Origin of the sequence: Buttiauxella ferragutiae (genome assembly GCF_022637515.1) — a bacterium.
In the GTDB taxonomy this organism is placed as follows: Bacteria; Pseudomonadota; Gammaproteobacteria; order Enterobacterales; family Enterobacteriaceae; genus Buttiauxella; species Buttiauxella ferragutiae.
This window is the reverse complement of record NZ_CP093332.1, coordinates 816,520-842,127: the sequence shown is the minus strand read 5'-3', so window position 1 is coordinate 842,127 and position 25,608 is coordinate 816,520. Positions and strand designations below refer to the sequence as shown.

Annotated in this window: 19 protein-coding genes; 8 read left to right on the top strand and 11 right to left on the bottom strand. The window is 51.9% G+C overall.

The features are described from left to right. Positions 1-22 precede the first annotated feature (22 nt). Together MNO13_RS03875 and dcuR are read left to right on the top strand one after the other, a co-directional pair. Positions 23-1,624: a sensor histidine kinase gene (locus MNO13_RS03875; protein ID WP_241939549.1), complete on the top strand. Its 1,602-nt coding sequence runs from the start codon at positions 23-25 to the stop codon at positions 1,622-1,624. Continuing rightward, entirely contained in the window at positions 1,621-2,340 is a 720-nt protein-coding gene (gene dcuR / locus MNO13_RS03870) for a two-component system response regulator DcuR (RefSeq protein ID WP_133522207.1), read from the top strand. Before MNO13_RS03875 ends, dcuR begins: the two co-directional genes overlap by 4 nt. Here the strand turns inward: dcuR and MNO13_RS03865 are convergent. Together MNO13_RS03865 and MNO13_RS03860 are read right to left on the bottom strand one after the other, a co-directional pair. Continuing rightward, positions 2,321-3,274, bottom strand: a complete 954-nt coding sequence (locus MNO13_RS03865; RefSeq protein ID WP_133522208.1) for an FAD:protein FMN transferase — start codon at positions 3,272-3,274, stop codon at positions 2,321-2,323. The genes dcuR and MNO13_RS03865 overlap by 20 nt on opposite strands. Positions 3,275-3,368: 94 nt before the next feature. Then, positions 3,369-6,146, bottom strand: a complete 2,778-nt coding sequence (locus tag MNO13_RS03860) for a flavocytochrome c (protein ID WP_241939548.1) — start codon at positions 6,144-6,146, stop codon at positions 3,369-3,371. Between the two features lie 637 nt (positions 6,147-6,783). On the opposite strand from MNO13_RS03860, the gene MNO13_RS03855 reads away from it, so the two are divergent. Both MNO13_RS03855 and fumA read left to right on the top strand, forming a co-directional pair. Then, entirely contained in the window at positions 6,784-8,298 is a 1,515-nt protein-coding gene (locus MNO13_RS03855; RefSeq protein WP_241939547.1) for a DASS family sodium-coupled anion symporter, read from the top strand. 57 nt (positions 8,299-8,355) lie between these two features. Next, entirely contained in the window at positions 8,356-9,999 is a 1,644-nt protein-coding gene (gene fumA / locus MNO13_RS03850; RefSeq protein ID WP_241939546.1) for a class I fumarate hydratase FumA, read from the top strand. Positions 10,000-10,056: 57 nt separating this feature from the next. On the opposite strand, the gene MNO13_RS03845 is transcribed toward fumA, so the two are convergent. Beyond that, a complete protein-coding gene (locus MNO13_RS03845; protein WP_241939545.1) occupies positions 10,057-11,523 on the bottom strand; it encodes a sensor histidine kinase in 1,467 nt (488 codons plus the stop codon). A gap of 3 nt (positions 11,524-11,526) precedes the next feature. Next, positions 11,527-12,237 (bottom strand): response regulator transcription factor, encoded by a 711-nt coding sequence (locus MNO13_RS03840; RefSeq protein WP_074388527.1) that lies wholly within the window; start codon positions 12,235-12,237, stop codon positions 11,527-11,529. Between the two features lie 143 nt (positions 12,238-12,380). Between MNO13_RS03840 and MNO13_RS03835 the strand changes: the two genes are divergently transcribed. From MNO13_RS03835 to MNO13_RS03820, 4 genes are all read left to right on the top strand, one after another. Continuing rightward, on the top strand, positions 12,381-12,992 hold the full coding sequence (locus MNO13_RS03835) for a cytochrome b/b6 domain-containing protein (RefSeq protein ID WP_241939544.1): 612 nt from the start codon (positions 12,381-12,383) through the stop codon (positions 12,990-12,992). 9 nt (positions 12,993-13,001) lie between these two features. After that, a complete protein-coding gene (locus MNO13_RS03830) occupies positions 13,002-13,790 on the top strand; it encodes a molybdopterin-dependent oxidoreductase (protein ID WP_241939543.1) in 789 nt (262 codons plus the stop codon). A gap of 35 nt (positions 13,791-13,825) precedes the next feature. Beyond that, positions 13,826-14,083 (top strand): pentapeptide MXKDX repeat protein, encoded by a 258-nt coding sequence (locus MNO13_RS03825; RefSeq protein ID WP_237930993.1) that lies wholly within the window; start codon positions 13,826-13,828, stop codon positions 14,081-14,083. A gap of 244 nt (positions 14,084-14,327) precedes the next feature. Beyond that, positions 14,328-15,719: a cytochrome-c peroxidase gene (locus MNO13_RS03820; RefSeq protein ID WP_064543638.1), complete on the top strand. Its 1,392-nt coding sequence runs from the start codon at positions 14,328-14,330 to the stop codon at positions 15,717-15,719. Positions 15,720-15,771: 52 nt separating this feature from the next. On the opposite strand, the gene MNO13_RS03815 is transcribed toward MNO13_RS03820, so the two are convergent. The 7 genes from MNO13_RS03815 to pepP all read right to left on the bottom strand — a co-directional run bounded on the left by MNO13_RS03815 (position 15,772) and on the right by pepP (position 25,586). Continuing rightward, entirely contained in the window at positions 15,772-16,515 is a 744-nt protein-coding gene (locus MNO13_RS03815) for an SDR family oxidoreductase (RefSeq protein ID WP_241939542.1), read from the bottom strand. Between the two features lie 381 nt (positions 16,516-16,896). Further along, positions 16,897-19,770, bottom strand: a complete 2,874-nt coding sequence (gene gcvP, locus MNO13_RS03810) for an aminomethyl-transferring glycine dehydrogenase (protein WP_241939541.1) — start codon at positions 19,768-19,770, stop codon at positions 16,897-16,899. Between the two features lie 128 nt (positions 19,771-19,898). Next, entirely contained in the window at positions 19,899-20,288 is a 390-nt protein-coding gene (gene gcvH, locus MNO13_RS03805; protein ID WP_064543631.1) for a glycine cleavage system protein GcvH, read from the bottom strand. A gap of 23 nt (positions 20,289-20,311) precedes the next feature. Then, positions 20,312-21,409, bottom strand: a complete 1,098-nt coding sequence (gene gcvT, locus MNO13_RS03800; protein ID WP_064543775.1) for a glycine cleavage system aminomethyltransferase GcvT — start codon at positions 21,407-21,409, stop codon at positions 20,312-20,314. 458 nt (positions 21,410-21,867) lie between these two features. Continuing rightward, entirely contained in the window at positions 21,868-23,070 is a 1,203-nt protein-coding gene (gene ubiI, locus MNO13_RS03795) for an FAD-dependent 2-octaprenylphenol hydroxylase (RefSeq protein ID WP_241939540.1), read from the bottom strand. A gap of 24 nt (positions 23,071-23,094) precedes the next feature. Beyond that, a complete protein-coding gene (gene ubiH, locus MNO13_RS03790) occupies positions 23,095-24,273 on the bottom strand; it encodes a 2-octaprenyl-6-methoxyphenyl hydroxylase (protein ID WP_241939539.1) in 1,179 nt (392 codons plus the stop codon). Beyond that, positions 24,270-25,586 carry a Xaa-Pro aminopeptidase gene (gene pepP, locus MNO13_RS03785; RefSeq protein ID WP_241939538.1) on the bottom strand — a complete coding sequence of 439 codons (1,317 nt, stop codon included), beginning with the start codon at positions 25,584-25,586 and terminating at the stop codon, positions 24,270-24,272. The genes ubiH and pepP overlap by 4 nt, the downstream gene beginning before the upstream one ends. Positions 25,587-25,608 lie beyond the last annotated feature (22 nt).

Sequence of the window (25,608 nt, the reverse complement as noted above, 5' to 3'; positions counted from 1 at the left end):
ACCGTTACTCATTGGGATCGCTATGAACGTTTTATCCCCCACCCGTAAGCGCCCGATGAAACTCAGCACGACGGTGACACTGATGATTTGCAGTGTGCTTGGCACGGTGCTGTTACTGGTGTTCGCTCTGTGGTTTTCACAAATCAGCAATGCGACGCGTGACGGATTGAAAGATACGGCACTTGCCGTCGCGCGAACGCTCGCCGATACACCAGAGGTCAAACGCGGCCTGACGTTGCCACCCGACAGCCAGATCATTCAACCTCTGGCAATGGCGGTAATGAAGCGCAACCATTTACTGTTCGCCGTCGTGACCGACATGCAGGGTATTCGCCACTCGCATCCCAATAGCCAGCTCATTGGTCGGCATTACATCGGCAAAGACATCAACCCTACGCTTAATGGCAAAGAAAATGTCGCCATAAACAATGGTGCGCTGGGGCCTGCATTGCGCGTCTATACGCCGGTCTATAATGATAAACAACAGCAGATCGGCGTCGTCGCGATCGGCGTTCCACTGAGCAAAGTGGACGAACAACTCGCTCGTAGCCGCAGGAATGTATTACTCACGATTCTGTTCAGCGCCCTGGTCTGTACTGTCGGCACTCTGATCCTGGTGCGCGTGCTAAAAGAGGCTCTTCTGGGGCTCGAGCCGCATGAAATTTCGGCAAACCTCAAGCAACGCCAGGCAATGCTGCATTCATTAAAAGAAGGGGTGATGGCGGTCGATGAGCATGGGCAGGTGACGCTGATTAATCCCGCCGCCAGAAAAATGCTACAGTCCTCCTCCGGCAATGAGGTTGATGAAGGGCCGTTGCTGGCAGAGCTCAAAGAAGTGTTACAGCATGACAAACCCATCTATGACCAGGAAATTACCTGCAACGGATTGCTGCTTATCAGCAACACCGTTCCGATTCATCGGCAAGGAAACATCGTCGGTGCGATAAGCACCTTCCGTGACAAAACGGAAGTCAGCCAGTTGCTGCAACGTCTGGATGGGATGGTGAATTATGTCGATGCCTTACGCACCACTTCACATGAATTCATGAATAAGCTGCACGTTATCCTTGGCCTGTTGAATATGAAGAGTTATGACAAGCTTGAAGAATATGTGCTGCAAACTGCCCATAATTACCAGACAGACATCGGCGCGATTCAGCACCAGATAAAAGCACCGGTAGTAGCAGGTTTTCTGCTGGGTAAAATACATCGCGCCAAAGAACTGGGCTTTACCCTGACGCTTGCGGAAGAGAGCCTGGTGCCTGATAACGTTAATGAGAAACAGGTAACCGCACTGGTGACGGTGCTGGGTAATCTGATTGAAAATGCACTGGATGCGATGAGTGAACAACCAGAAGGTGAAGTCACTGTCATGCTGCATTTCCAGAATGGTTGGTTAAGTGGCGAAGTCAGCGATGACGGCCCGGGGATTACGCAGGCCAACATCGATGCCATCTTCGTGAAAGGTTTTTCTACCAAAGGTGAGAACCGCGGTGTTGGACTGTTTCTTGCCCACCAACAGTTAAGCGCCCTGGGAGGCAGTATTTCTGTCGAATCCGAACCCGGTGTGTATACCCAATTTTTTGTACATCTTCCCTGGGACAGTAAAAGGACTCCTGCATGATAAATGTTTTAATTGTTGATGATGATGCCATGGTGGCCGAACTTAACCGCATGTATGTGGCAAGAGTCCCCGGTTTCCGCTGCTGTGGCACAGCCTCAACACTGCCCCAGGCAAAAGAGATGCTTAACGATCCGGCGCTTGAGATCGGTCTCGTGCTGCTGGATGTGTATATGCAACAGCATAACGGGTTAGATCTTCTGCCAACGATCCGTGCCTCGGGGCGCGCGATCGACGTGATCATGATTACTTCCGCAGCCGACGCCACAACGGTACAAACATCTCTGCATTACGGGGTGGTGGATTATCTGATTAAACCGTTCCAGTTTCCGCGCTTCGAAGAGGCCCTGAACGCCTGGCGGGAGAAGCGTAAGCTGATGACCACCCAGCCGTACTATGAGCAGGCGGAAGTCGATCGTTTACTGCATGGTGCCAATCCGGAAATCACCGACGACCGACGCCTGCCAAAAGGGCTGACCGCACAGACTTTACGCACTATTTGCCAGTGGATTGACAACCATCCTGGCTCCGAATTCTCTACCGATGAGCTGGCAGCAGCGGTCAATATCTCCCGCGTATCCTGCCGTAAGTATTTGATTTGGCTTGCACAAATCAACATCCTCTACACCAGTATTCATTATGGTGCCACTGGCCGCCCGGTGTACCGCTATCGGCTGGTTGCCGAACAGTACAACCTGCTCAAGCAGTACAGCCAGTAATCCGGTAGCTGTCGTTGAGTAACGAAAAGCGGAACTGGCGCTGAGAAGAGAGGATAACGTCGCGATTTTTGGTCACAAAAATCGCCTCGATATCCTCGCGCTGGCGTAGTGCCGCACAACCTTTCTCAATACCCAATCCGTACAGCAGCGTGGTCCAGATATCACCATCAAGAGAGTTGGCGGAAATAATCGTCACGCTGTGCAGTTCGTTATCCAGCGGATAACCGTTGCGCGGGTCGAGAATATGATGCCAGCGTTTGCCATCCTGCTCGAAATAACGCTCGTAAATGCCTGAAGTGACGACCGACTGGCTTGCCACCTCAATACGACCGATGAGTGCATCCCCTGCCGCAAAGGGTTTTTTTAACCCAACAGACCAGTTCCCCAAAGTATGCACATTGCCACCGAGGTTTATCAGCGCATCCGCCACCCCGTGCTTGCGCAGATAATCGCGAACCCTGTCGGCAATATAACCTTTGGCAATCGCCCCAAGGTCTATTTCCATCCCCGATTGAGCGAGAAAAACGCTGCATGCAGCGTCATCCAGAATCACGTCCTGTGGACGCGTCAGGGGCAGCCTCGCGGCAATCTCTGCGGCTGAAGGCACGCGGTTACCCTGAAAGCCAATACGCCATAGCTTCACCAGCGGGCCAATCGCCAGATTGAACGTGCTGTCTTGCACCATACTGGCGGCCTTCGCGCATTTAATGAGTGTATAAACCGGGCGGCTGACGCTAACCGGATGCCGACCGGCGGCATGGTTGATGTTCATGACCTGAGATTGCGCACGGTTCACCGTGAGTAAATCTTCATACTGTTTAATCAGTTGAAAGACCTGGGAGGCGAGTGCTTCGTTGTGGGAATAGAGTTTGAGCAGGATGGGTGACCCCATCAGTACGGCGGAATAACTATAGACTCGATTGTCGGTTGGCATGGTTGCCGCTCCTGTGTTGTAGCCCCGGCAGGCACCTCGCCACCGGGGAATTGCCGGGTAGCATTGCGCTTACCCGGTCTACACTTGCTGAGCGTCAGGCTCTGGCGTATTTCGCGGCCACACCGCCTGCAAGGGTGCCGAAAATAATCAGATCCGCAACCGCGTTGCCACCGATACGGTTAGCACCATGAATACCTCCCACCACTTCCCCCGCCGCATAGGCGCCAGGAATAGATTGATGAGCCGCATTCAACACTTCTGTATCGGCGTTGATCGTCACTCCGCCCATCGTATGGTGGACCCCAGGTGCAATGCGAATGGCGTGGAACGGCCCTTCGTTTACTGGCGCGCGCAGCGCGGTCGTACGGCCAAAGTCGTCATCCCGCTGGTTTTCCACAAAGCCGTTGTAGCGCTCAAGCGTGGCGAGGAAAGCGTGTTCATCCATGCCCAGCTTCTGCGCCAGTTCGCTTGGTGTGCTGGCACTGGTCACCAGACCTTTGGCGATGTATTCATCTGTAGCTTTGTTTTTCGCCCGCACATGTTCGTCAAAGACGATGTAAGCATAGTGCTCCGGCAGCGCGATAATCGACGCCGACACTTTATCGCGGGTTTCCATCTCATTGAAGAAACGCAGGCCCTGCTGGCTCACAAGAATAGCGCCACCGCCGCGAATCGATTCGGAAATCAGATACGAGGTTTGCTGCTCAACCGTTGGGTGGATTTGAATTTCCCCCATATCCACGGTGCCTGCACCGATTCGCTCGAGCAGTGCGATACCGCCGCCAGTGGCCCCTTTGTGGTTGGTGGTCACAAAACCGTCCAGGTCTGGACGATATTTCACGACCATTGCGCTGTTAGCGCTGAAGCCACCGGTTGCAACCACTACGCTTTTGGCTTGCACCACAATGCTCTCTTGCTCATCCGTCAACAGGCGCACACCGCTCACCGCACCGTTATCGGTCAGGATCTCGTCGACCGAGGTATCCAGCAGCACATCAATGCCGCGTCGGGTGATATTGCGTACCAGCCCGCTAATCAGATAGCCGCCAACCGCCGAGCCGTCACGTGGGCGGTGAGTACGGTCGATGCTCATGCCGCCAGTGGTGGTGATATCGTTAAGCATAATGCCGCGATCAGCCAACCATTCGATGGCTTCCGGTGCATTTTCAACAAAACAGCGCAGCAGCTCTGGGTTGTTTTTGTTTTTGCCCCCTTTCAGGGTTTCCTGGTAGAACAGCTCTTTGCTGTCATGAATCCCTTTCACGCGCTGGAAGCGGGTTTCTGCGGCGTTCATCCCGGCAGAGGCTTTGATGGTGTTTCCGCCGAGGGTCGGCATTTTCTCAACGATAAGGACGCTCGCCCCCTCGTCGTGAGCCTGAATCGCCGCCGCAAGGCCCGCGCCACCGCTACCGACCACCACCACATCGTAGCTTTTCGGTGAATTGTCATCGCCGCCTTCTTCTGCCGCCAGCGCCTTACTGGATTTCAGCATCGCTTTCGAGACGGCTTTTTTCACCGCCTCGCTCTGGCTGGTCGCACCCGAGATCGCATCCACGTGCGGAGTGTTAGCCGACAAAATACGATCGCGGATCTCTTCAAAGCTTGAGGTAAATTCCACGCTTTGCACCGGGCTTGAGGCCAGTTCGATATCAGCAATGTGATCGTTTTCGAGACTCACATTGATAACCAGTTCGTTCACGTCGTCCTGCACGGTTTCGACGAACATGCCTGGCTTGAATTTGGCATCGCCCATGCTCATGTCGCGGATCATCGCCTCCACCAGCGAGAAACGCCACAGCGGTTCAGGGATCTGCCGCGCTTCACGCTGGGTGCTATCGATAAACAGTTCCAGCTCTTCGCCGCTAGCAATACGTGCCGCCCAGTCTGGGTAAGCTATGCAGGCGCGGCCAACGGCGATCAGGTCATAACCATGTTCCAGCGCTTGCTCTACATCTGCCGCATTTACCACTGCGCCGACGCCCATCACCGGCACTTGCGCCAACGTTTCAGAGCGCATGGCACAGTATTTTTCAATCAACGGAGTCGGGTCAGTGGTATCCACAATCGACGGGCGTAAACTTGCGCCAACGGAGAAGTGCAGATAATCCACCCCGCGTGCGGCGAGTTTTTCCAGCAGATACACGGTGTCATCAAAGCGAATACCAGGGATTTCCAGCTCTTCAGGCGAGAAGCGATAACCGATAATAAAAGCGTCGTCGGCGTACTGGCGCACCATTTTGTGCGTGATTTCCAGTACAGCTAGCGGGAATTTCGCGCGGTTGTCGCGGCTGCCGCCCCATTCATCGTCGCGTTGGTTAGAGTTGGGAGAATAGAATTGCTGAATGAGGTAGGTGTTGGCGCCATGAATTTCTACGCCGTCGAAACCGGCCTGAATCGCACGTCGTACCCCTTCACCAAATTTGGCGATCATGTCTTCGACTTCATCACCGGTCAGGGCGCGTGGGACGACTGCCCCTTCACGCGGTGCCGCCAGCGCACTTGGGGCAACGGGCGTTCTTCCGCCAATCAACAGCGGGTCGACCATGCGGCCGCCGTGGTATATCTGCAAAATCGCTTTTGACCCTTCAGCTTTAATCGCCTGCGCGATTTTTGCCAGCCCGGCGATTTTTTCATCGTTATCGATACCGATAGCACCAGGAAACGCCAGGCCGAGAGCATCGATAAAACAGCACTCAACGATGATCGCACCAATGCTGCCTGACCGAACGCGATAATACTCCACCAGTTCGCTGCTCACTGTGCCGTCATAATAACCAGTACAGGTTGTCATCGGCGCCATTAATAAACGGTTTTTAAGCTCAGTTCCATTGGGTAAGGTAAAAGGACGCAACATACGATCGTTACTGGTCATAATAACACTCCAGATTTTAAATATTGAAATTTAGAATTGGGTGACGGAATTATTTTTAGTTATGTTTCTTCATTCCTTTGTCATGGCATTAATATAACTCTTTTTTTAGTTACCAAATTAATTACGTTAGTTAAAAAACTATTTAATACCACCCATAATGACGACACCTCTTTTGTATTATTATTTTTAAAGAACACCACGATAGAAAGTAAATTATTGATAACAGTTTATATACTTTTGTTAAAGGTAATCACCTGATGATTAACACCACAAATTCATTGAATATCAGCATATTAATCAACGCAACCCACATCAGGCAACGCTTACAATCAGTGTTATTTTAACATTTATAGCCACTTTAAAAAGAATACCCCCTCACCAGGCAGAATAACTATAAATAATTACAAAAGTCTTTGCCACCGGTTTTTCTTGATCTCAATCAATTGCGACACGGTATGAAGGTGCAATATATCAATAATAGCTATTTTTATTTAATGCCCATAAATACAGCGATAAATTTTCATATCAGGAATAATCAGACTCAGTCATTAATCATTCAAGAAGGTTTTTAAACTAAAAAAACAGACTGATTATCTCCCGATATAAACGTATTTTTAACTACTTGAAGATACTCATAATGAAAGATAAACCGACAGCTATTATACCGCCTGCTGGCGCAGCGAGTCCGAAAGCGGGGAATAAACACCGCCTGATGATGATGGCGCTGCCGATTATTGTGGCAGTACTTTTACTTTTCGTTCCCGTACCTGAGGGGTTACCTCCTTATGCCTGGCACTACTTCGCCATCTTTGTCGGGGTGATTGTCGGTTTGATCTTTGAACCCTTACCTGGCGCGGTTATCGGTATCACCGGCGTGGTCGTCATCGCCCTTTTCAGTCAGTGGCTTTTGTTCAGCCCTGAGCAACTGGCAGACCCTAAATTTAAGCTGGCCGGGCAATCCTTTAAATGGGCAGTGAGCGGATTTGGAAACTCCACGGTCTGGCTGATTTTCGGCGCCTTTATGTTTGCCGCAGGCTACGATAAGACCCAGTTTGGTCGTCGTCTGGCGCTGATTCTGGTAAAACACCTCGGCCGCCGCAGCCTGACTCTGGGCTACGCCATTGCCTTTGCTGACCTGTTATTAGCCCCTTTCACGCCGTCGAATACCGCACGAAGCGGCGGCACCATTTACCCGATTATTGCCAACCTGCCACCGTTGTACGGTTCAAAACCTAACGATCCCAGCGCTCGCAAGATAGGCTCCTATTTGATGTGGGTCGCGATTACCGCCGCCTGTATCACAAGCTCGATGTTCCTCTCGGCCCTGGCCCCTAACCTGTTGGCGCTGGCGCTGGTGAAAAGCATCGTCGGCATCACTATCTCGTGGAGCACCTGGTTTATCGCCTTCCTGCCGTTGGGTATTCTGCTGCTTCTCACCATGCCGCTGCTCGCTTACTGGTTCTACCCACCGGAAGTGAAGATAAACAATGAAGTCCCATTGTGGGCAACGCGTGAGCTGGAAAAATTGGGCAAGTTATCGCGCAATGAAATCCTGCTGCTGGTGTTCGTTTGCAGCGCACTGATGATGTGGATTTTTGCCGCAGAGTGGATTGAGCCTGCGATGGCTGCACTGTTGATTATCGTCCTGATGCTGTGGACGGGTGTGCTGTCGTGGACAGATATCACGGGCAATAAAGCGGCATGGAACACCTTCGCCTGGTTTGCCACGCTGGTCGCGCTTGCCGATGGCCTCTCTTCCACCGGTTTCATCGCCTGGCTGGGTAAAGAAGGCGGTGAATTAATGCAGGGGATTTCCCCAGGCGTCGCAACGGTAGTACTGCTGTTAGCGTTCTATCTGCTGCACTACCTTTTTGCCAGTACCACCGCGCATACCACAGCGCTTTTGCCTGCCATGCTGACCATTGCCGCCACTATTCCTGGGATGAATATGAATGTCTTCGTCCTGCTGATGGTCACGTCACTCGGTGTGATGGGCATCATCACCCCTTACGGCACAGGCCCGAGCCCGATCTACTACGGTAGTGGTTATCTGCCGACCAAAGATTACTGGCGTCTGGGTAGTATTTTTGGAGCCATTTTCCTCGCGGCCCTTTTATTGATTGGTTATCCCTGGATGTCCATGATGTTCTGATTCATTACCGCCGGAGGCCTCCTTCGGCGGTTTTTATCTTTATGGAGTAAGTGAGCTATGTCGAATAAACCTTTTGTCTATCAGGATCCCTTCCCGCTGGCGTCAGATGAAACCGAATACTATCTGCTCAGCCGTGACCACGTTTCCACCCGCGAGTTTGACGGCCAGCAAGTGCTGAAAATCGAACCCGAGGCGCTGACTTTGCTGGCGCAGCATGCGTTCCACGATGCAGCCTTTATGCTGCGCACTTCTCATCAGAAGCAAGTGGCCTCCATCCTGCTTGACCCACAGGCCAGCGATAACGACAAATACGTCGCGCTTCAATTCCTGCGCAATTCTGAAATTACCGCCAGAGGGATTCTGCCAACCTGCCAGGATACTGGCACCGCGATCATTATGGGCAAAAAAGGCCACCGCGTATGGACTGATGGCGGCGATGAGGCGGCACTGGCGCGCGGTGTCTACAACACCTATACCCAGGACAATCTGCGCTATTCGCAGAACGTCGCGCTGGATATGTATAAAGAGGTGAATACCAGTACCAACCTGCCTGCGCAAATCGATCTCTACAGTGTTGATGGCGATGAATACAAATTCCTGTGCATGGCAAAAGGGGGCGGCTCGGCCAACAAAACCTATCTTTATCAGGAAACCAAAGCGCTCATCACCCCAGCTAAGTTAAAAAACTATCTGGTCGATAAGATGCGTTCCCTCGGCACTGCCGCTTGCCCGCCTTACCACATCGCGTTTGTTATTGGTGGCACGTCCGCAGAAGCCACGCTGAAAACCGTTAAGCTAGCCTCGACCCGTTACTACGACGGCCTGCCAACCGAAGGCAACGAACACGGCCAGGCGTTCCGTGACGTGGAACTGGAGCAACAATTGTTGCAAGAAGCGCAGAATCTCGGGCTGGGTGCCCAGTTCGGTGGCAAATACTTCGCTCACGATATCCGCGTGATCCGCCTGCCGCGCCATGGTGCATCCTGCCCAGTTGGCATGGGCGTGTCCTGTTCAGCCGACCGTAACATCAAAGCGAAAATCAACCGCGACGGTATCTGGATTGAGAAACTGGAAAGCAATCCAGGGCAGTATATTCCGCAAGAACTACGCCAGCAGGGCGAAGGCAGTGTAGTGCGCATCAACCTGAACCAGCCAATGAAAGACATTCTGGCGAGCCTGTCATCCCATACCGTCTCAACTCGTCTGGCCCTCAGCGGCACCATCATCGTGGCGCGTGATATTGCCCACGCGAAGCTCAAAGAATTGCTGGATAACGGTGAAGCGCTGCCGCAGTACGTAAAAGACCATCCGATCTACTACGCAGGCCCAGCCAAAACGCCAGAGGGTTATGCTTCCGGTTCGTTAGGCCCTACAACGGCTGGTCGTATGGATTCTTATGTGGATCTGCTGCAATCGCACGGCGCGAGCATGATCATGTTGGCGAAGGGTAACCGTAGCCAGCAGGTGACAGATGCCTGCCACAAACATGGTGGTTTTTACCTCGGCAGTATCGGCGGCCCCGCAGCAGTCTTAGCGCAGCAAAGTATTAAGAGCCTGGAATGTGTCGCGTATCCGGAACTGGGGATGGAATCTATCTGGAAAATTGAAGTGGAAGACTTCCCTGCCTTTATCCTTGTTGATGATAAAGGCAACGACTTCTTTCAACAGATCCTGGCAAATTTCTGCACCGGATGTCACTAGGGCGGCTAGCCCTGAGTTTACCTGAATAAAAACGCCCCGTTTACGGGGCGTTTTTATTCAGGTCGGCAAAGCAAAGCGGAAGCACGCTCCGGTTTCCGGCCTTTCTACCAACGCAATATCGCTGCCGTGTAGTTGCAACATCTGGCGTACAATCATCAACCCTAAACCGCCGACTCTCACCTGCGACTGGTTCATAATCGAAGGCCGCACAAACAATCCTTCTTTCAGCTCATGCGGGATGCCCGGCCCACTGTCACTGATTTGTACCATCACTTTTTGCCCCTCTTTCCACAGGCGCACCGCAACTGTACCTTGCTCTGGAGTATGACGAATTGCGTTATCCAGCAGGTTAGTTAGCACCCGTTCAATCATCCCCAAATCCGCGTCAATTAATGGCAGCTCTGGCTGGATATCAGCCACTAACTTTAACTGCCGTGTTTGCGTCATCAGCTCGAATTTCTGGAAGACATCCTGCAATAACTCACTGAGGCAGAAGTGCTCTTTTTGCGGCTTCACCACGCCATATTCAAGACGAGCTAATTCAAACAGTGACTGTGCGAGGATGCGGACTTTCTGGCTCTGTGCTAACGCAGTTTCCAGATAACGTTGCTTTTCCGCTTCAGAAAGCGTCGATGACATCACCGATAAGCTTTCCAGATAACCGTGCATCGAGGTTAATGGTGTGCGCAAATCATGGGAAATATTGGCAATAAACTCGCGACGCAACTGGTCTTGTTGTGAAAGACGATGCCACTGATCTGAAATACGTCGAGCCATCATAATCACCCCCTGGCGCAACAGGCTGATTTCGTCATGGCCCGGAACTTTTTCCAGCGGCAGCTCGGCCATCGCCTTCATCTCGGTCATGCCGCCGGCTTCCAGTGCATTTACCTGGCAGGAAAGCGAACGTAACGGATGAGTAATCCAGCGAAATGCCAGCCAGCCAACGATAAGTCCCAGCAAGGCAACCAGACTTATCGAAAGCAAAACCACTTTTAATAACGTATTAAATTGCGCATCACTAGCCAGCACATTGTAATTTTCGCCCAACAAAATAATGTACAAATAGCCTTTCACTACCCCGTTCTGGTGCATCGGTGCCACGCTGAACACTTTTTTGCCATCAACACTACGAGGATCGTCGCCGTAGATCGGATATTGTTTCTCGTTGAGTGCCGTCAAAATTGGTTGCAGATCTACACGATGGCGTTTGATGTGATTTGGTGGCGCAGCGTCGCCGATAATATCGCCTTTCTCATCCAGCAGATAAACTTCAACGCTTGGGTTTACCGTCATCAAATGATCAAACAAGCGGCGCACTGAATCATCATTCAGCCCGTCTTCCCCCAGCAGCGGGTAGCTCTGGTTGATATGCTCGGCAAGCGAGCCAGAAAGTTGCTGAACCACCGCCTGGCTGTACTGCGTGCTGGTGCGGATTTGCAGCCACCCCAGTAAAGAGCAAGAGGTGATGAGTAGCAGGGCAAAGACCAGAGTCAGGCGCTGTGAAAGAGAGAGTTTTCGCATGGTTTACTCGTTGCGCAGTGCGATGAATTTATACCCTTTACCCCACACAGTAAGAATGAATTCAGGCTCTGCGGGGTTGTCTTCAATCTTGATGCGTAAGCGGTTGATATGGGTGTTAACTGTGTGTTCATAGCCTTCGTGTTGATAGCCCCAAACCTGGTTAAGCAGATTCAACCGTGAGAAAACTTTGCCGGGATGTTTGGCAAAAAACCACAGCAGATCGAACTCACGCGGTGTCAGCTCAACAGGCTGTTGTCTGAGGCGCACATCGCGAGCCAGGGGATCAATAGTTAGCCGATCGAAAGTCAGCGTTCCGGCATCCTGCATCAGGTTCTGACTCATCGCTTCCTGGCGGCGGAACAGCGCTTTAACTCGCGCCACGAGTTCCAGCATTGAAAAAGGTTTTGCCAGATAGTCATCCGCGCCAAGCTCCAGCCCCAATACGCGATGCGTTTCGCTTGAGCGAGCGCTGATCATGACGATCGGCGTGTAACGCGTCATGGTTCGCGCATGGCGGCAGATTTCCAGCCCATCAACGCCCGGCAACATAAGATCCAATATCAGCGCATCCCAACCACCCTGTTTGAGCAATTCCAGCCCGAGGGTGCCATCTGCTGCATGCACAATTTCATAGCCTTCTTCCCGCAGGTGCAGTTGCAGAAGTTCAGCAATATTTTCGTCATCCTCAACGATTAATAATTTTTTGGTTTTCATCACTTCTGCCTTATATCCGCTGTTGATAGCAAGTCTATACAACATTCACCCATCGAGTTATCACATTTAATTTAACTTTTCGTGAGGTTTTGGAGAACAGATTTCAGCCACAATCATTTCAACGCAATAACCGGAATTACACGATGGAAAGGCCAATATTTCAGGTTAAACCCGCCCTGGTTCATCCGCTGTGGCTGAGGATTTGCCACTGGTTGAATGCCCTTGCCATGCTGATTATGGTGACAAGTGGATGGCGGATATATAACGCTTCACCGTTGTTTAATTTTACCTTTCCAGCTGAATTAACGCTCGGTGGCTGGCTAGGCGGTGCCTTGCAGTGGCATTTCGCAGGCATGTGGCTATTTGGTATTAATGGCGTGATTTACCTGCTGATTAATATTTTCAGCGGCCGCCTGAAACACAAATTTTGGCCTCTGTCGCCGCGTGCATTAGCCAATGATTTTATTGCCGCACTACGGGGAAAACTGGCTCATGGGGATCTCAGCCACTACAACACTGTGCAGAAACTGGCGTATCTGTTTGTGATGATCGACGGGATCATTCTGGTGTGTTCAGGTCTGGTGGTGTGGAAATCAGTACAGTTTCCGTTATTGCGGGAATTACTCGGCGGTTATGACAATGCACGTTTTATTCATTTTTATGCCATGTCCGCAATGGTGGGGTTTGTCGTCATCCATCTGATTATGGTGGCGCTGGTTCCACGAACTTTACTCGCGATGTTACGTGGCCGATAGGGAAAAATAATGAGCAAAAATAATAAGATTTTTTCTGATTCTGACAAGGCCGCAATTATTCAGGATGCGACACAGCAAATTAATAAACAGTTATCGTCTGAAGGCCGTCGTCGTTTTTTGAAGCAAGGTTTAACCCTCGGTGGTTTAATGATGCTGACCGGCTGCGATATTAGCAGTAATGAATCAGTCGAAAATAGCTTAAGCCGTATTTCACGATTCAATGACCGCGTACAAGGCTGGTTATTTAACGCCAATGATTTGGCACCGGTTTATCCCGAAAGCATGATGACGCGTCCATTCCCTTTTAATGCTTTTTACAGCGAAGACGAAGCGCCTAACATTAACGGCGACGATTATCGCCTGGAGGTTGCGGGACTAGTGGCAGATAAGCGCCCGTGGACGCTGGCACAGCTGCACCAGATGGCGCAGGTTAGCCAGGTCACACGCCACATCTGTGTTGAAGGCTGGAGTGCGATTGGTAAATGGGGCGGCGTACCGTTTTCTTTATTCCTTAAAGGAATTGGCGCTGATTTAAATGCCCGTTATGTCAGTTTTAAATGTGCTGATGATTATTACACCAGCATTGATATGGCAACCGCATTACATCCACAAACCATTATTGCTCTGACTTACGATGGTGAAATATTGCCGCGTAAGTATGGTTTCCCGATGAAATTAAGAATGCCCACCAAGTTGGGTTACAAAAACCCCAAACATATTCAAGTTATAGAAGTCATCAACCGCTATCCCGGTGGTTATTGGGAAGACCAGGGTTATAACTGGTTTGGCGGAAGTTAATCAATGTAGTTAATGAAACGTAAAGGAAAGACAAAATGAAAAAACTCTACACTGCTCTGATGTGCTCAGCATTATTCTTTGGCGTAGCTGGCGCTAATGCTGCGGATAATATGTCTAAAGATAATATGGCAATGTCTCACGACTGCGGCAAAGATGGCATGAAGAAAGATTGCATGGCTAAAGATGGTATGAAGAAAGATTCCATGTCTAAGGATCATATGTCTAAAGACTCTATGTCTAAAGATTCTATGGCCAAAGATGGCATGTCTAAAGACGAGATGGGTAAAAAGTAATTCCCACACCAACGTCAGGATAATGGCAGTTGTCTGAATTTTCAGGCAACTGCCATTTTGACTTTCTAATTTATCAATCTTAGGGGAAAACACTCAGCTTATTTTCGCTCATCGGCGAATCCTATTTAAACAATAGCTCTTGCCAATTATATAGATTGATAATCCTCAAGGAGTCAGATCCTTTTCTTTCACATGATGGGAAACGCATAAAAAGCGTATGACAACCTATGGAAAGGACAACCAGATGAAAAAAATAATAACACTATCCGGGATAGCCATTGCGGGTGTAGTCGTCGGCTATTTTAGCCTGGTGGCTTATGTTTATCACCATGATAATCAAAGAACTGCAGCATTCCCTCCGCAAACCAATCCTTCACCACATAATGTAAAAGTCCTGAATATATTGCAGGAAAAAGGTTGTGACTATTGCCACACGCCTTCGACCAAATTGCCCTTTTATGCTTCATTCCCTGTGGCAAAACAGCTTATGGAGTACGATATTCAACTCGGTTACAAATCGTTTAACCTGACCCAGGTTCGTGAAAGCCTGCTTGATAATAAAGCAGCGCCGCAAAGTGATATCACTAAAATTGAGTGGGTGATGGGACATCAGACCATGCCTCCGACCCGTTATAATGCTCTGCATTGGGCTGGTGTGATGAATCAAGAGGAACGTAACGTTTTACTTGATTGGGTGAAACAGCAGCGGCTGAATTATTACACTACGTCGGATATGGCAGATAATCGCCGTAATGAACCGGTGCAACCTATCCCCAAATCTTTGCCAGTCGATGCTCAAAAGGTCGCACTGGGAATGCGCCTTTACCATGATCCACGACTCTCTGGCGACAACTCCATCTCCTGTGCACATTGTCATCAGCTTGGTGCAGGTGGTGTGGACGGACGTAAAACATCCAGAGGTGTTGGCGGTGAAATTGGCCCGATTAATGCTCCTACCGTCTATAACTCGATATTCAATATCGAACAATTCTGGGATGGACGTGCCGCCGATCTTCAGGCTCAGGCGGGTGGACCTCCGCTTAACCCTATCGAAATGGCTTCGAAATCCTGGGATGAAATTACCGACAAGCTAAATAAAGACCCGATCCTGACACGCGACTTCACCGCCGTGTATCCACAAGGGTTCTCGGGAACGTCCATAACGGATGCGATTGCCGAGTTTGAGAAGACCCTTATTACGCCGGACTCGCCATTTGATAATTATCTGCGCGGGGATGACAACGCAATCACATCGCAACAGAAACGCGGTTATCAGCTATTTAAAGACAATAAATGTGCCACCTGCCATAGCGGGAAAATACTTGGCGGGCGTTCGTTTGAGCCGCTTGGACTGAAGAAAGACTTTGGTTTTGGTGAGGTCACTGCCGCAGATATCGGGCGCATGAATGTCACTAACGATGTGCGCGACCGTCTGCGCCAAAAAGTCCCGACGTTACGTAACGTCGCCCTGACTGCGCCTTACTTCCACCGCGGGGATGTCGAAACGATGGATGAAGCAGTGAAGCTGATGCTGAAATATCAGGTAGGGACTAGCTTACCGCAAAGCGATGTCGACGACATTGTGGCTTTTCTGAATACGCTAAACGGTGTCTACACGCCTTATCCGGTTAACTAAAACCGTTTGCAGGAAAAGGCAGTTCACCTGAAGTTTCAGGCAACTGCCTTTTTTATTTACCGCCGGCTAAATCGAGGAAACTGCCTGTCACATAGGAGGCTTTATCACTAAGCAGCCAGACGATGGCCTGAGCGACTTCTTCTGGCTGGCCGCCACGTTTCATCGGTAAGAGATCTTTTACCCGATCAACTCGCCCGGCTTCGCCACCCGAAGCATGCATTTCGGTATAAATAAAACCAGGACGCACGCCATTGACACGAATCCCCTGCGCCGCAACTTCCACAGAAAGCCCTGTTGTCAGGGTATCAACCGCACCTTTTGACGCCGCATAATCAACATATTCACCAGGTGCGCCCAGACGTGATGCTGCCGACGAGACATTAACTATCGCCCCGCCATTTCCACCATGGCGAATTGCCATGCGTTTGACGGCTTCGCGGCAACAAAGAAAATAACCAGTGACGTTAGTCGCTAACACGCAGTTAATGCGTTCAGCAGTGAGTTCTTCGATGGTGGATTGTTGGAACAGAATGCCCGCGTTGTTGACCAGCGCGGTCACGGGGCCGAAGGCGTTATCGATTTCGACAAACATTGCCATGACTTGCAGTTCATCGGCGATATCCGCTTTGATAGCAATCGCTTCGCCGCCCGCCGCGTGAATAGTTGAAATCACTTCATCGGCTGCTTGTTTATTACGCTGGTAGTTTACGACGACTTTGTAGCCAGATTGCGCCAGCAGGATGGCGGTGGCTTTACCGATACCACGGCTTGCGCCGGTGACTAATGCGACGGCCATTTTACCTCCAACGTTGTAGCGCCCTCACCCCGCCCCTCTCCCCCAGGAGAGGGAGAAAACCGAACGGATCCCCTCTCCATCAGGGAGAGGGAGAAAACCGAACAGATCCCCTCTCCATCTGGGAGAGGGAGAAAACCGAACGGATCCCCTCTCCATCTGGGAGAGGGAGAAAACCGAACGGATCCCCTCTCCATCAGGGAGAGGGAGAAAACCGAACAGATCCCCTCTCCATCAAGGAGAGGGAGAAAACCGAACGGATCCCCTCTCCATCAGGGAGAGGGAGAAAACCGAACGGGTCCCCTCTCCATCAGGGAGAGGGAGAAAACCGAACGGATCCCCTCTCCATCAGGGAGAGGGTTAGGGTGAGGGTGGTGTTAAAACTTACTGATATTCGCTCATCGGCACGCAAGAGCAGAACAGATTGCGGTCACCGAACACATCGTCCAGGCGTTTCACGGTCGGCCAGTATTTGTTGCCATGGCCTGTCGGGAACACTGCCAGTTCGCGGGTGTACGGGTGCGTCCAGTCAGCAACGATTTCGTCCTGAGTGTGCGGTGCGTTAACCAGTGGGTTATCTTCCAGCGGCCATTCACCACGCGCAACGCGGTCGATTTCGGTGCGAATAGTCAGCATCGCGTCGATAAAGCGATCCAGCTCCAGTTTGCTTTCAGATTCCGTTGGCTCAACCATCAGCGTACCCGCTACCGGGAACGACATCGTTGGCGCGTGGAAACCGAAGTCAATCAGGCGCTTAGCAATATCCAGCTCGCTGATGCCGGTTTCTTCTTTCAATGGACGAATGTCGAGAATACATTCATGCGCCACATGCCCACTGCGCCCGGTGTAGAGAATCGGGAAAGCAGATTTCAGGCGAGTCGCAATATAGTTGGCATTCAGGATTGCCACCTGGCTTGCCTTCTTCAGACCCTGCGCGCCCATCATGCGGATGTACATCCAGCTGATTGGCAGAATGGATGCGCTACCAAATGGTGCTGCGGAAACCGCGCCCTGCTGAGTCAGCATCTCTTCAATCTGCACCACGCTATGGCCTGGTACAAACGGTGCCAGGTGCGCTTTCACGCCGATTGGCCCCATACCTGGACCGCCACCGCCGTGTGGAATGCAGAAGGTTTTGTGCAGGTTAAGGTGCGAAACATCCGCGCCGATGTAACCCGGAGAAGTGATCCCCACCTGTGCGTTCATGTTCGCGCCATCCAGATAAACCTGGCCGCCGAACTGATGCACGATCTGACACACTTCACGGATCGTTTCTTCGTACACGCCGTGGGTTGACGGGTAAGTCACCATGATACAAGACAGCGCATCGCCAGCCTGTTCGGCTTTCAGACGCAGATCGTGAAGATCGATATTGCCTTGTTTATCACACGCCACCACGACCACTTCCATGCCAGCCATTTGCGCTGACGCCGGGTTGGTGCCGTGAGCAGAACTTGGGATCAGACACAGATTACGGCTGCCTTCGTTACGGCTTTCGTGATAACGACGAATCGCCAGCAGGCCAGCATATTCGCCCTGAGCACCGGAGTTTGGCTGCATACACAGCGCATCGTAACCGGTGAGTTTCACCAGCCAGTCAGACAGCTGGGAAATCATCTGATGGTAACCTTCCGCCTGGTTTGCCGGGCAGAACGGGTGCAGTTCAGCAAATTCCGGCCAGGTGATTGGGATCATTTCAGCGGCCGCGTTCAGCTTCATGGTGCAAGAGCCGAGTGGGATCATCGCCTGGTTGAGCGCCAGATCTTTGCGCTCAAGCGAGTGCATATAACGCATCATTTCGGTTTCGCTGTGGTAGCGATTGAACACCGGATGCGTCAGGAATTCGTCATTACGCACCATAGCTGCCGGTATAGACAGGCTGTCACCCGCAACGTTTTGATCTAATTTGTCGATGTCCAGACCGTGGTTATCGCCCAGCAACACCGTGAACAGCGCCTGCACATCTTCGCGGGTAGTCGATTCATCCAGCGTGATGCCAACCGCGTTCAGAATATCGCTACGCAGGTTGATTTCATTGGCTTCGGCGCGTGCCAACACAGCGGCTTTATCGCTGACTTCAACACACAGAGTGTCGAACCAATGTTTGTGACGCAGCACCAGACCTTTTTGTTGCAGGCCAGCAGCCAGAATATCGGTCAGACGGTGGATACGCCCGGCAATACGTTTCAGGCCAGCCGGGCCATGGAACACCGCATACAGACTGGCGATGTTTGCCAGCAGAACCTGGGAAGTACAAATATTGGAGTTGGCTTTTTCGCGGCGGATATGTTGCTCGCGAGTTTGCATCGCCATGCGCAGCGCAGTCCGGCCCGCAGCATCGCGGGAAACACCGATAATACGGCCTGGCATAGAACGTTTGAATTCGTCACGGGCTGCGAAGAATGCAGCATGCGGGCCACCGTAACCCATTGGCACGCCAAAACGCTGTGCGGAACCAAATACGATGTCAGCACCTTGTTTACCCGGTGCAGTCAGCAGAACCAGTGTCATAAAGTCAGCGGCAACACTCACGATGACTTTACGCTGTTTCAGCTCAACAATCAGAGCGCTGTAGTCATGGACTTCACCGGTGGTACCCACTTGTTGCAGCAGCACGCCAAATACGTCCTGATGATCGAGCACTTTCGCCGCGTCATCAACGATGACGTCGAAGCCGAAGGTTTCAGCACGGGTGCGTACTACGTCCAGCGTCTGTGGATGTACGTCAGCAGCAACAAAGAAGCGGTTGGCGTTCTTCAGTTTGCTGACGCGTTTAGCCATCGCCATCGCTTCTGCGGCAGCGGTTGCTTCGTCCAGCAAAGAAGCCGAGGCAATATCAAGACCGGTTAAATCCAGAGTCACTTGCTGGAAGTTAAGCAGAGCTTCAAGACGGCCTTGTGAAACTTCAGGCTGGTACGGGGTGTACGCGGTATACCAGCCTGGGTTTTCGAGCATGTTACGCAAGATGACAGGTGGCGTTTGCACCGCGGTGTAACCCATGCCGATATAGGTTTTAAAACACTTGTTACGTCCGGCAATGGTCTTTAATTCAGCCAGGGCCGCGAATTCCGTAGCAGCCTCACCCACCTGCGGTGGCTCAGCAAGCTGGATATCAGCAGGAACGATTGAAGCAATCAGCTCGTTAAGCGAACGAGCACCTACTGTTTCCAGCATTTCATGTTGCTGTTGTGCGTTCGGTCCAATGTGACGGTCGATAAACGCTTCGTGATTTTCAAGCTGACGTAAAGACTGGGTCATGAGCGGTGATTCCTGATGTGTGTTTCCCCTTCTCCCTCAGGGAGAGGGCCGGGGTGAGGGTTGATGTGCTGATATTCCCCTCACCCTAACCCTCTCCCCAGAGGGGCGAGGGGATGAGTCGGTGTCGATTACTCGTCTTCTAACAGCGCTTCGTACGCCGTTGCATCCAGCAATTCGTCCAGTTCGGATTCGTCGCTAGCTTTGATTTTGAAGATCCAACCGCCAGTGTATGGCTCGCTGTTGATAAGCTCTGGCGTATCGCTCAGCTCGTTGTTCACAGCGATGATTTCACCGCTGATAGGTGCGTAAATGTCAGAGGCCGCTTTTACAGATTCAGCCACGGCGCAATCATCGCCAGTGCTGACCGTGGAGCCAACGTCTGGCAGATCGACAAACACCATATCGCCCAGCAGCTCTTGCGCGTGTTCGGTGATACCTACGGTGTAAGACCCATCAGCTTCTTTACGCAGCCATTCGTGTTCTTTGCTGTATTTCAATTCGTTCGGCACATTGCTCATTGTTTTTCTCCTGATTTCGAAATTCACTGCGCGACAGCTTTACCGCCGCGAACAAAAATAGGTTTAGTCACTTTTACCGGCATTTCTCGGTTACGGATTTGCACAATGGCTGTTTCGCCAATGCCCGCAGGAACGCGTGCCAGAGCAATGCTGTAGCCCAACGTTGGTGAGAATGTCCCGCTGGTGATTACGCCTTCATGAATGTTGCCTGATTCATCCGTAAAGCGAACAGGCAGCTCATTACGTAATACGCCTTTTTCGGTCATGATCAAGCCAACGAGCTGGTCGGTGCCTTTCTCGCGCTGGAGTTCCAGTGCTTCACGGCCAATGAAATCGCGGTCTTCTGGCTGCCAGGCGATGGTCCAGCCCATATTGGCGGCCAGCGGAGAAACGCTTTCATCCATTTCCTGGCTGTAGAGGTTCATGCCGGATTCCAGACGTAGTGTGTCACGCGCGCCCAGTCCGCAAGGCTTCACGCCAACCTCAACGAGTTGCGCCCAAAATTCGGCCGCTTTCTCATTTGGCATAGCAATTTCGTAACCCGCTTCGCCGGTATAACCGGTGGTCGCAACAAACAGGTCACCCGCCTGAACACCGAAGAAGGGTTTCATGCCTGCCACTGCTTTACGCTGTTCTTCGGTAAACAGCTGCGCAGCTTTGGCCTGAGCGTTTGGCCCCTGAACGGCAATCAGCGCCAGGTCATCACGCACGGTGACAGAAACGCTGAACGGTTCGGCGTGTTGATTAATCCAGGCCAGGTCTTTTTCACGCGTGGCGGAATTCACCACCAGGCGGAAATAATCTTCGCTCTGGAAATAGATAATCAGGTCATCGATGACACCGCCGGAGGCGTTGAGCATGGCGGTGTAGAGGGCTTTACCCGGCTGGGTCAGTTTGGCAACGTCGTTTGCCACTAAGTAACGGAGGAATTCGCGGGTACGGCTGCCTTTAAGATCAACAATGGTCATGTGTGAAACATCAAACATACCGGCATCGTTGCGCACTGCGTGGTGCTCATCAATCTGCGACCCATAGTGCAATGGCATCATCCAGCCATGGAAATCCACCATACGTGCACCGCAGAGATTGTGCTGTTCAAACAAAGGGGTCTTTTGAGTCATTTTTTCCTCTTTAACCATCTGGTTGAAAAGCGCTGTTCGCTTTTCTTTTCGTCAGACGAAACCCAGCATCACCATCGATCCCGAGGGCGACGCAAACGTTACCTTTTGTCTGAACTTACCACTGAATGGGGGAGTAAACCATAAGGCACAAACCGTCATTGCATTAGCTTATGACCAAAACCAGGGAGGCATGATGCAGAGTATTCGACTGCAAAAATGCGAGACGCTGCGCATAATTAAGAAGTGTTTAAGTCAAAATTTAGTGTTAGCTAACATTTACGACCATTTCAGAAACAATTTCACTACAACGCTAAAAACGTGGGATGAGAAAAAGTAATCCGAGATAAGGGGTGAGATTAGAATTTTTCAAATGAGGGAAGGTGATCTCAGTCACACTGGATGCGCTAAGTCATGCGAGTTACAGCGCTGCGGCTGCAACTCGCAAGTATGAGGAGTGTTTAACGAAGCCAGCTCGGTAAATCGTGTAGCCCCATCGCCTGACGGACAAGCTTTGATTTCACACCAGGAAGGGTATCAGCCAGTTTCAGGCCAATATCACGCAGCAGTTTCTTCGCCGGATGTTGACCGGCAAATAGGTCACGGAAACCCTGCATGCTGGCAAGCATCATCGCCGCACTGTGCTTGCGGCTGCGCTCGTAACGCCGTAGATATAAATACTGGCCGATGTCTTTACCCTGGCGGTGCAAACGACGCACTTCATCAATCAGTTCAGCGGCATCCATAAACCCAAGGTTCACACCCTGCCCGGCTAACGGATGGATGGTGTGTGCGGCGTCGCCCACCAGCGCCAGACGGTGCGCGGCAAAATTACGCGCGTAGCGGCCAGTCAACGGGAACACCTGGCGTTCACTTTCAACGTGACACAATCCAAGGCGCATATCGAATGCCACCGACAGCGCCTGGTTAAATTCTTCAGCACTCGCCTGTTGCAGACGTTCCGCTTCCAGCGGTGACAACGACCAGACAATCGAACATAAATGTGGGTCGCTTAACGGCAGGAAAGCCAGAATGCCCTCGCCGTGAAATATCTGGCGAGCCACCGCTTGATGGGGTTCAGTAGTGCGAATGGTCGCCACCAACGCATGATGGCGATAATCCCAAAACGTCAGTGGAATATCCGCCTGGTTACGCAGCCAGGAGTTTGCGCCATCAGCACCAACCACTAAGCGTGCAGTCAGCATCGCACCGTCTTTAAGGGTAATAAACGCTTCGTTTTCACCCCATGCGACTTGCTGCAATTCGGCAGGCGCCATCAGGGTGACATCGCTGCATTGTTCCGCGCGTTGCCATAAAGCATGATGGATAACGGCGTTTTCGACGATGTGACCAAGGTGACTGAAGCCAAAGGTTTTATCGTCAAAAGCGATATGCCCAAAGCTGTCTTGATCCCACACTTCCATGCCGTGATAACAACTGGCACGCTGGGCGATAATTTTCGGCCACGCGCCAAGGTGAGTCAGCAGCTTTTCACTGGCGGCATTGATGGCTGAAACACGCAATGCGGGTGCAGATTCCGCGGCCAGCGGCTGCGGGAGATGGTTCTCAAGCACCGCGACACGTAAGCCACTCCCTTGCAAACCACAGGCAACTGCCAGTCCGACCATGCCACCACCAACAATCGCCACATCAACGCTTTGCAAATTGACTCTCCTTAAAAACCTGTTTTAACGCGCAACCCAACCGAGGGTGCGCATAGCCAGCAAATCACGTGCCGGAGTTAAATGTTCCATTGCCATCAAACCAAGATTGCGCCCCACCACCAGTGGAGCCCAATGGTTAGCGAATACCTGAACTAAGCCATCGGTCACGCCAATGGTGGCAATTTTATCTTCGCTACGACGTTGCTGATATTCAGCCAGAACTGCATAACTGCCAATATCCTGGGCAGCTTCATGTGCAGCGGCGAGGTTTTCAGCCAGCGACATCACATCGCGCAGGCCGAGGTTAAAGCCTTGCCCGGCAATCGGATGTAGCGTTTGCGCAGCATTGCCCACTAGCGCAACGCGGTGAGAAACCGACTGCGTCGCCGTGGTCAGTGCCAGCGGATATTGCGCGCGCGCGCCCGCATGTGTGATTCGCCCAAGCCGCCAGCCAAATGCGCGTTGCAGTTCATTACAAAATTGCTCGTCATCCCACTGGGCAATTTCAGCCTGAGCAGATAATGGATGGCACCACACCAGCGAACAACGTCCGTCGGACATCGGTAACATCGCCAGCGGGCCGTGCTCGGTAAAACGCTCAAACGCGCGCCCGTTGTGCGGTTGTGAAGTGGTGATGTTGGCGATCACCGCAACCTGATGGTAATCCTGTTGCTGCCAGGTAATGCCAGATTGCGCGGCGAGCGGCGAGCGAGAGCCATCCGCCGCCACCAGCAATTTACCTTCAATACGCTCACCGTTATCCAACTGGACGCTGACTTTATCGGTTTCACGGGTGAACGAGGCAACGCGCTGCGGGCAATGTAATGCCACGCCCGGTGCTTTGCGCAGTAAAGCGAACAAACGCAGCCCGACATCATGCAGTTCCACGACTTGCCCGAGTGCCGGAATCTGATAATCCTGCGCATCCAGCGTGACGAAACCGGCATGGCCGCGATCGCTGACATGAACCGTGGTAATCGGGGTTGCACAGTCTTTGATGGCAGGCCACACGCCGATACGCGTCAATTGCTGGCAAGTCCCCTGCGCAATCGCGATAGCTCGCGCATCAAAACCAGGATGTGCCGCAGATTCCGGGGCCACCGCTTCAATTAAATGAACCGGCAACTTACCGTGAGTTAAACGGGAAATAGCCAGCGCCAGCGTCGCCCCAGCCATGCCTCCGCCGACAATAATCACGCTCATGAGTGACGCGCCGCCGCCATTAACGCTTCGATGTCGTCTGCCGACTTCACTACGCTGGCTGTCAGGTTTTCATTGCCGGTGGCGGTGATGAGTATGTCGTCTTCAATACGAATCCCAATACCGCGGTACTCGGCGGGAACATCTGCATCAGGCGCGATATACAAACCAGGCTCCACGGTAATCACCATTCCAGGCTCAAGCTTGCGTGAACGATCCACGCCATAAACGCCGACGTCGTGAACATCCAGCCCTAACCAATGGCTCAGACCATGCATAAAGAACGGACGGTGCGCGTTTTCGGCGATCAACTTATCTACGTCACCGTGAAGAATGCCGAGCTTGACCAGGCCCGTCACCATAATGCGAATCACTTGCGCGGTGACTTCCTGCATTGAGGTGCCAGGGCGATAGAGTTGCAGAGAGGTTTCGAGGGATTCGAGCACGATGTCGTAAATCGCCCGCTGCGGTGCGCTAAATTTACCGTTCACCGGGAAGGTACGCGTGATATCGCCCGCATAGCCGTGGTATTCGCAACCGGCATCGATCAACACCAAATCACCATCGCGCATTTGGCTCTCGTTTTCGGTGTAATGCAGAATACAGGCGTTTTCACCGCTGCCAACAATGGTGTTGTAAGACGGGAAACGTGCGCCGTGGCGGTTAAATTCGTGAAGGATTTCACCTTCGAGCTGATATTCAAACATCCCTGGACGGCATTTTTCCATCGCTCGGGTATGCCCAAGTGCGGTGATTTCACCGGCACGACGCATCAGCGCAATTTCTTCTTCCGACTTAAACAGACGCTGTTCGTGAACCCACGGACGCCAGTCAGTTAAGGTAGCCGGAGCGGTGAGATTCTGGCGAGAACCGCGGCGTAGTTTATCGAGTGCAGCAAAAACGATGGTGTCAGCCCAGGCATATTCGCCCTGCGCGTGGTAAACCACATCGAGGCCATTAAGCAGTTGGTGCAACTGTTCGCCGATTTCGGAGAACGCCAGCGCACGGTCAACACCCAGTTTTTCTGGTGCGGCTTCCTGGCCCAGACGGCGACCAAACCATATTTCAGCGGTTTTATCGCGCAGGCGGTTAAACAGAACGCTGTGGTTGTGGGTTTCGTCGCTTTTAATCAACACCAATACCGCTTCAGGTTCGTTAAAACCGGTGAAGTACCAGAAATCGCTATTCTGGCGATACGGGTATTCGCTGTCGGCACTGCGTGTTACCTCGGGAGCGGCAAAGATGAGCGCGGCGCTTGCCGGAGCCATTTTGGCCAACAACGCCTGGCGGCGCCGGAGAAATTCGTGCTGATTCATCACACCTCCTGAAGCTTATTAT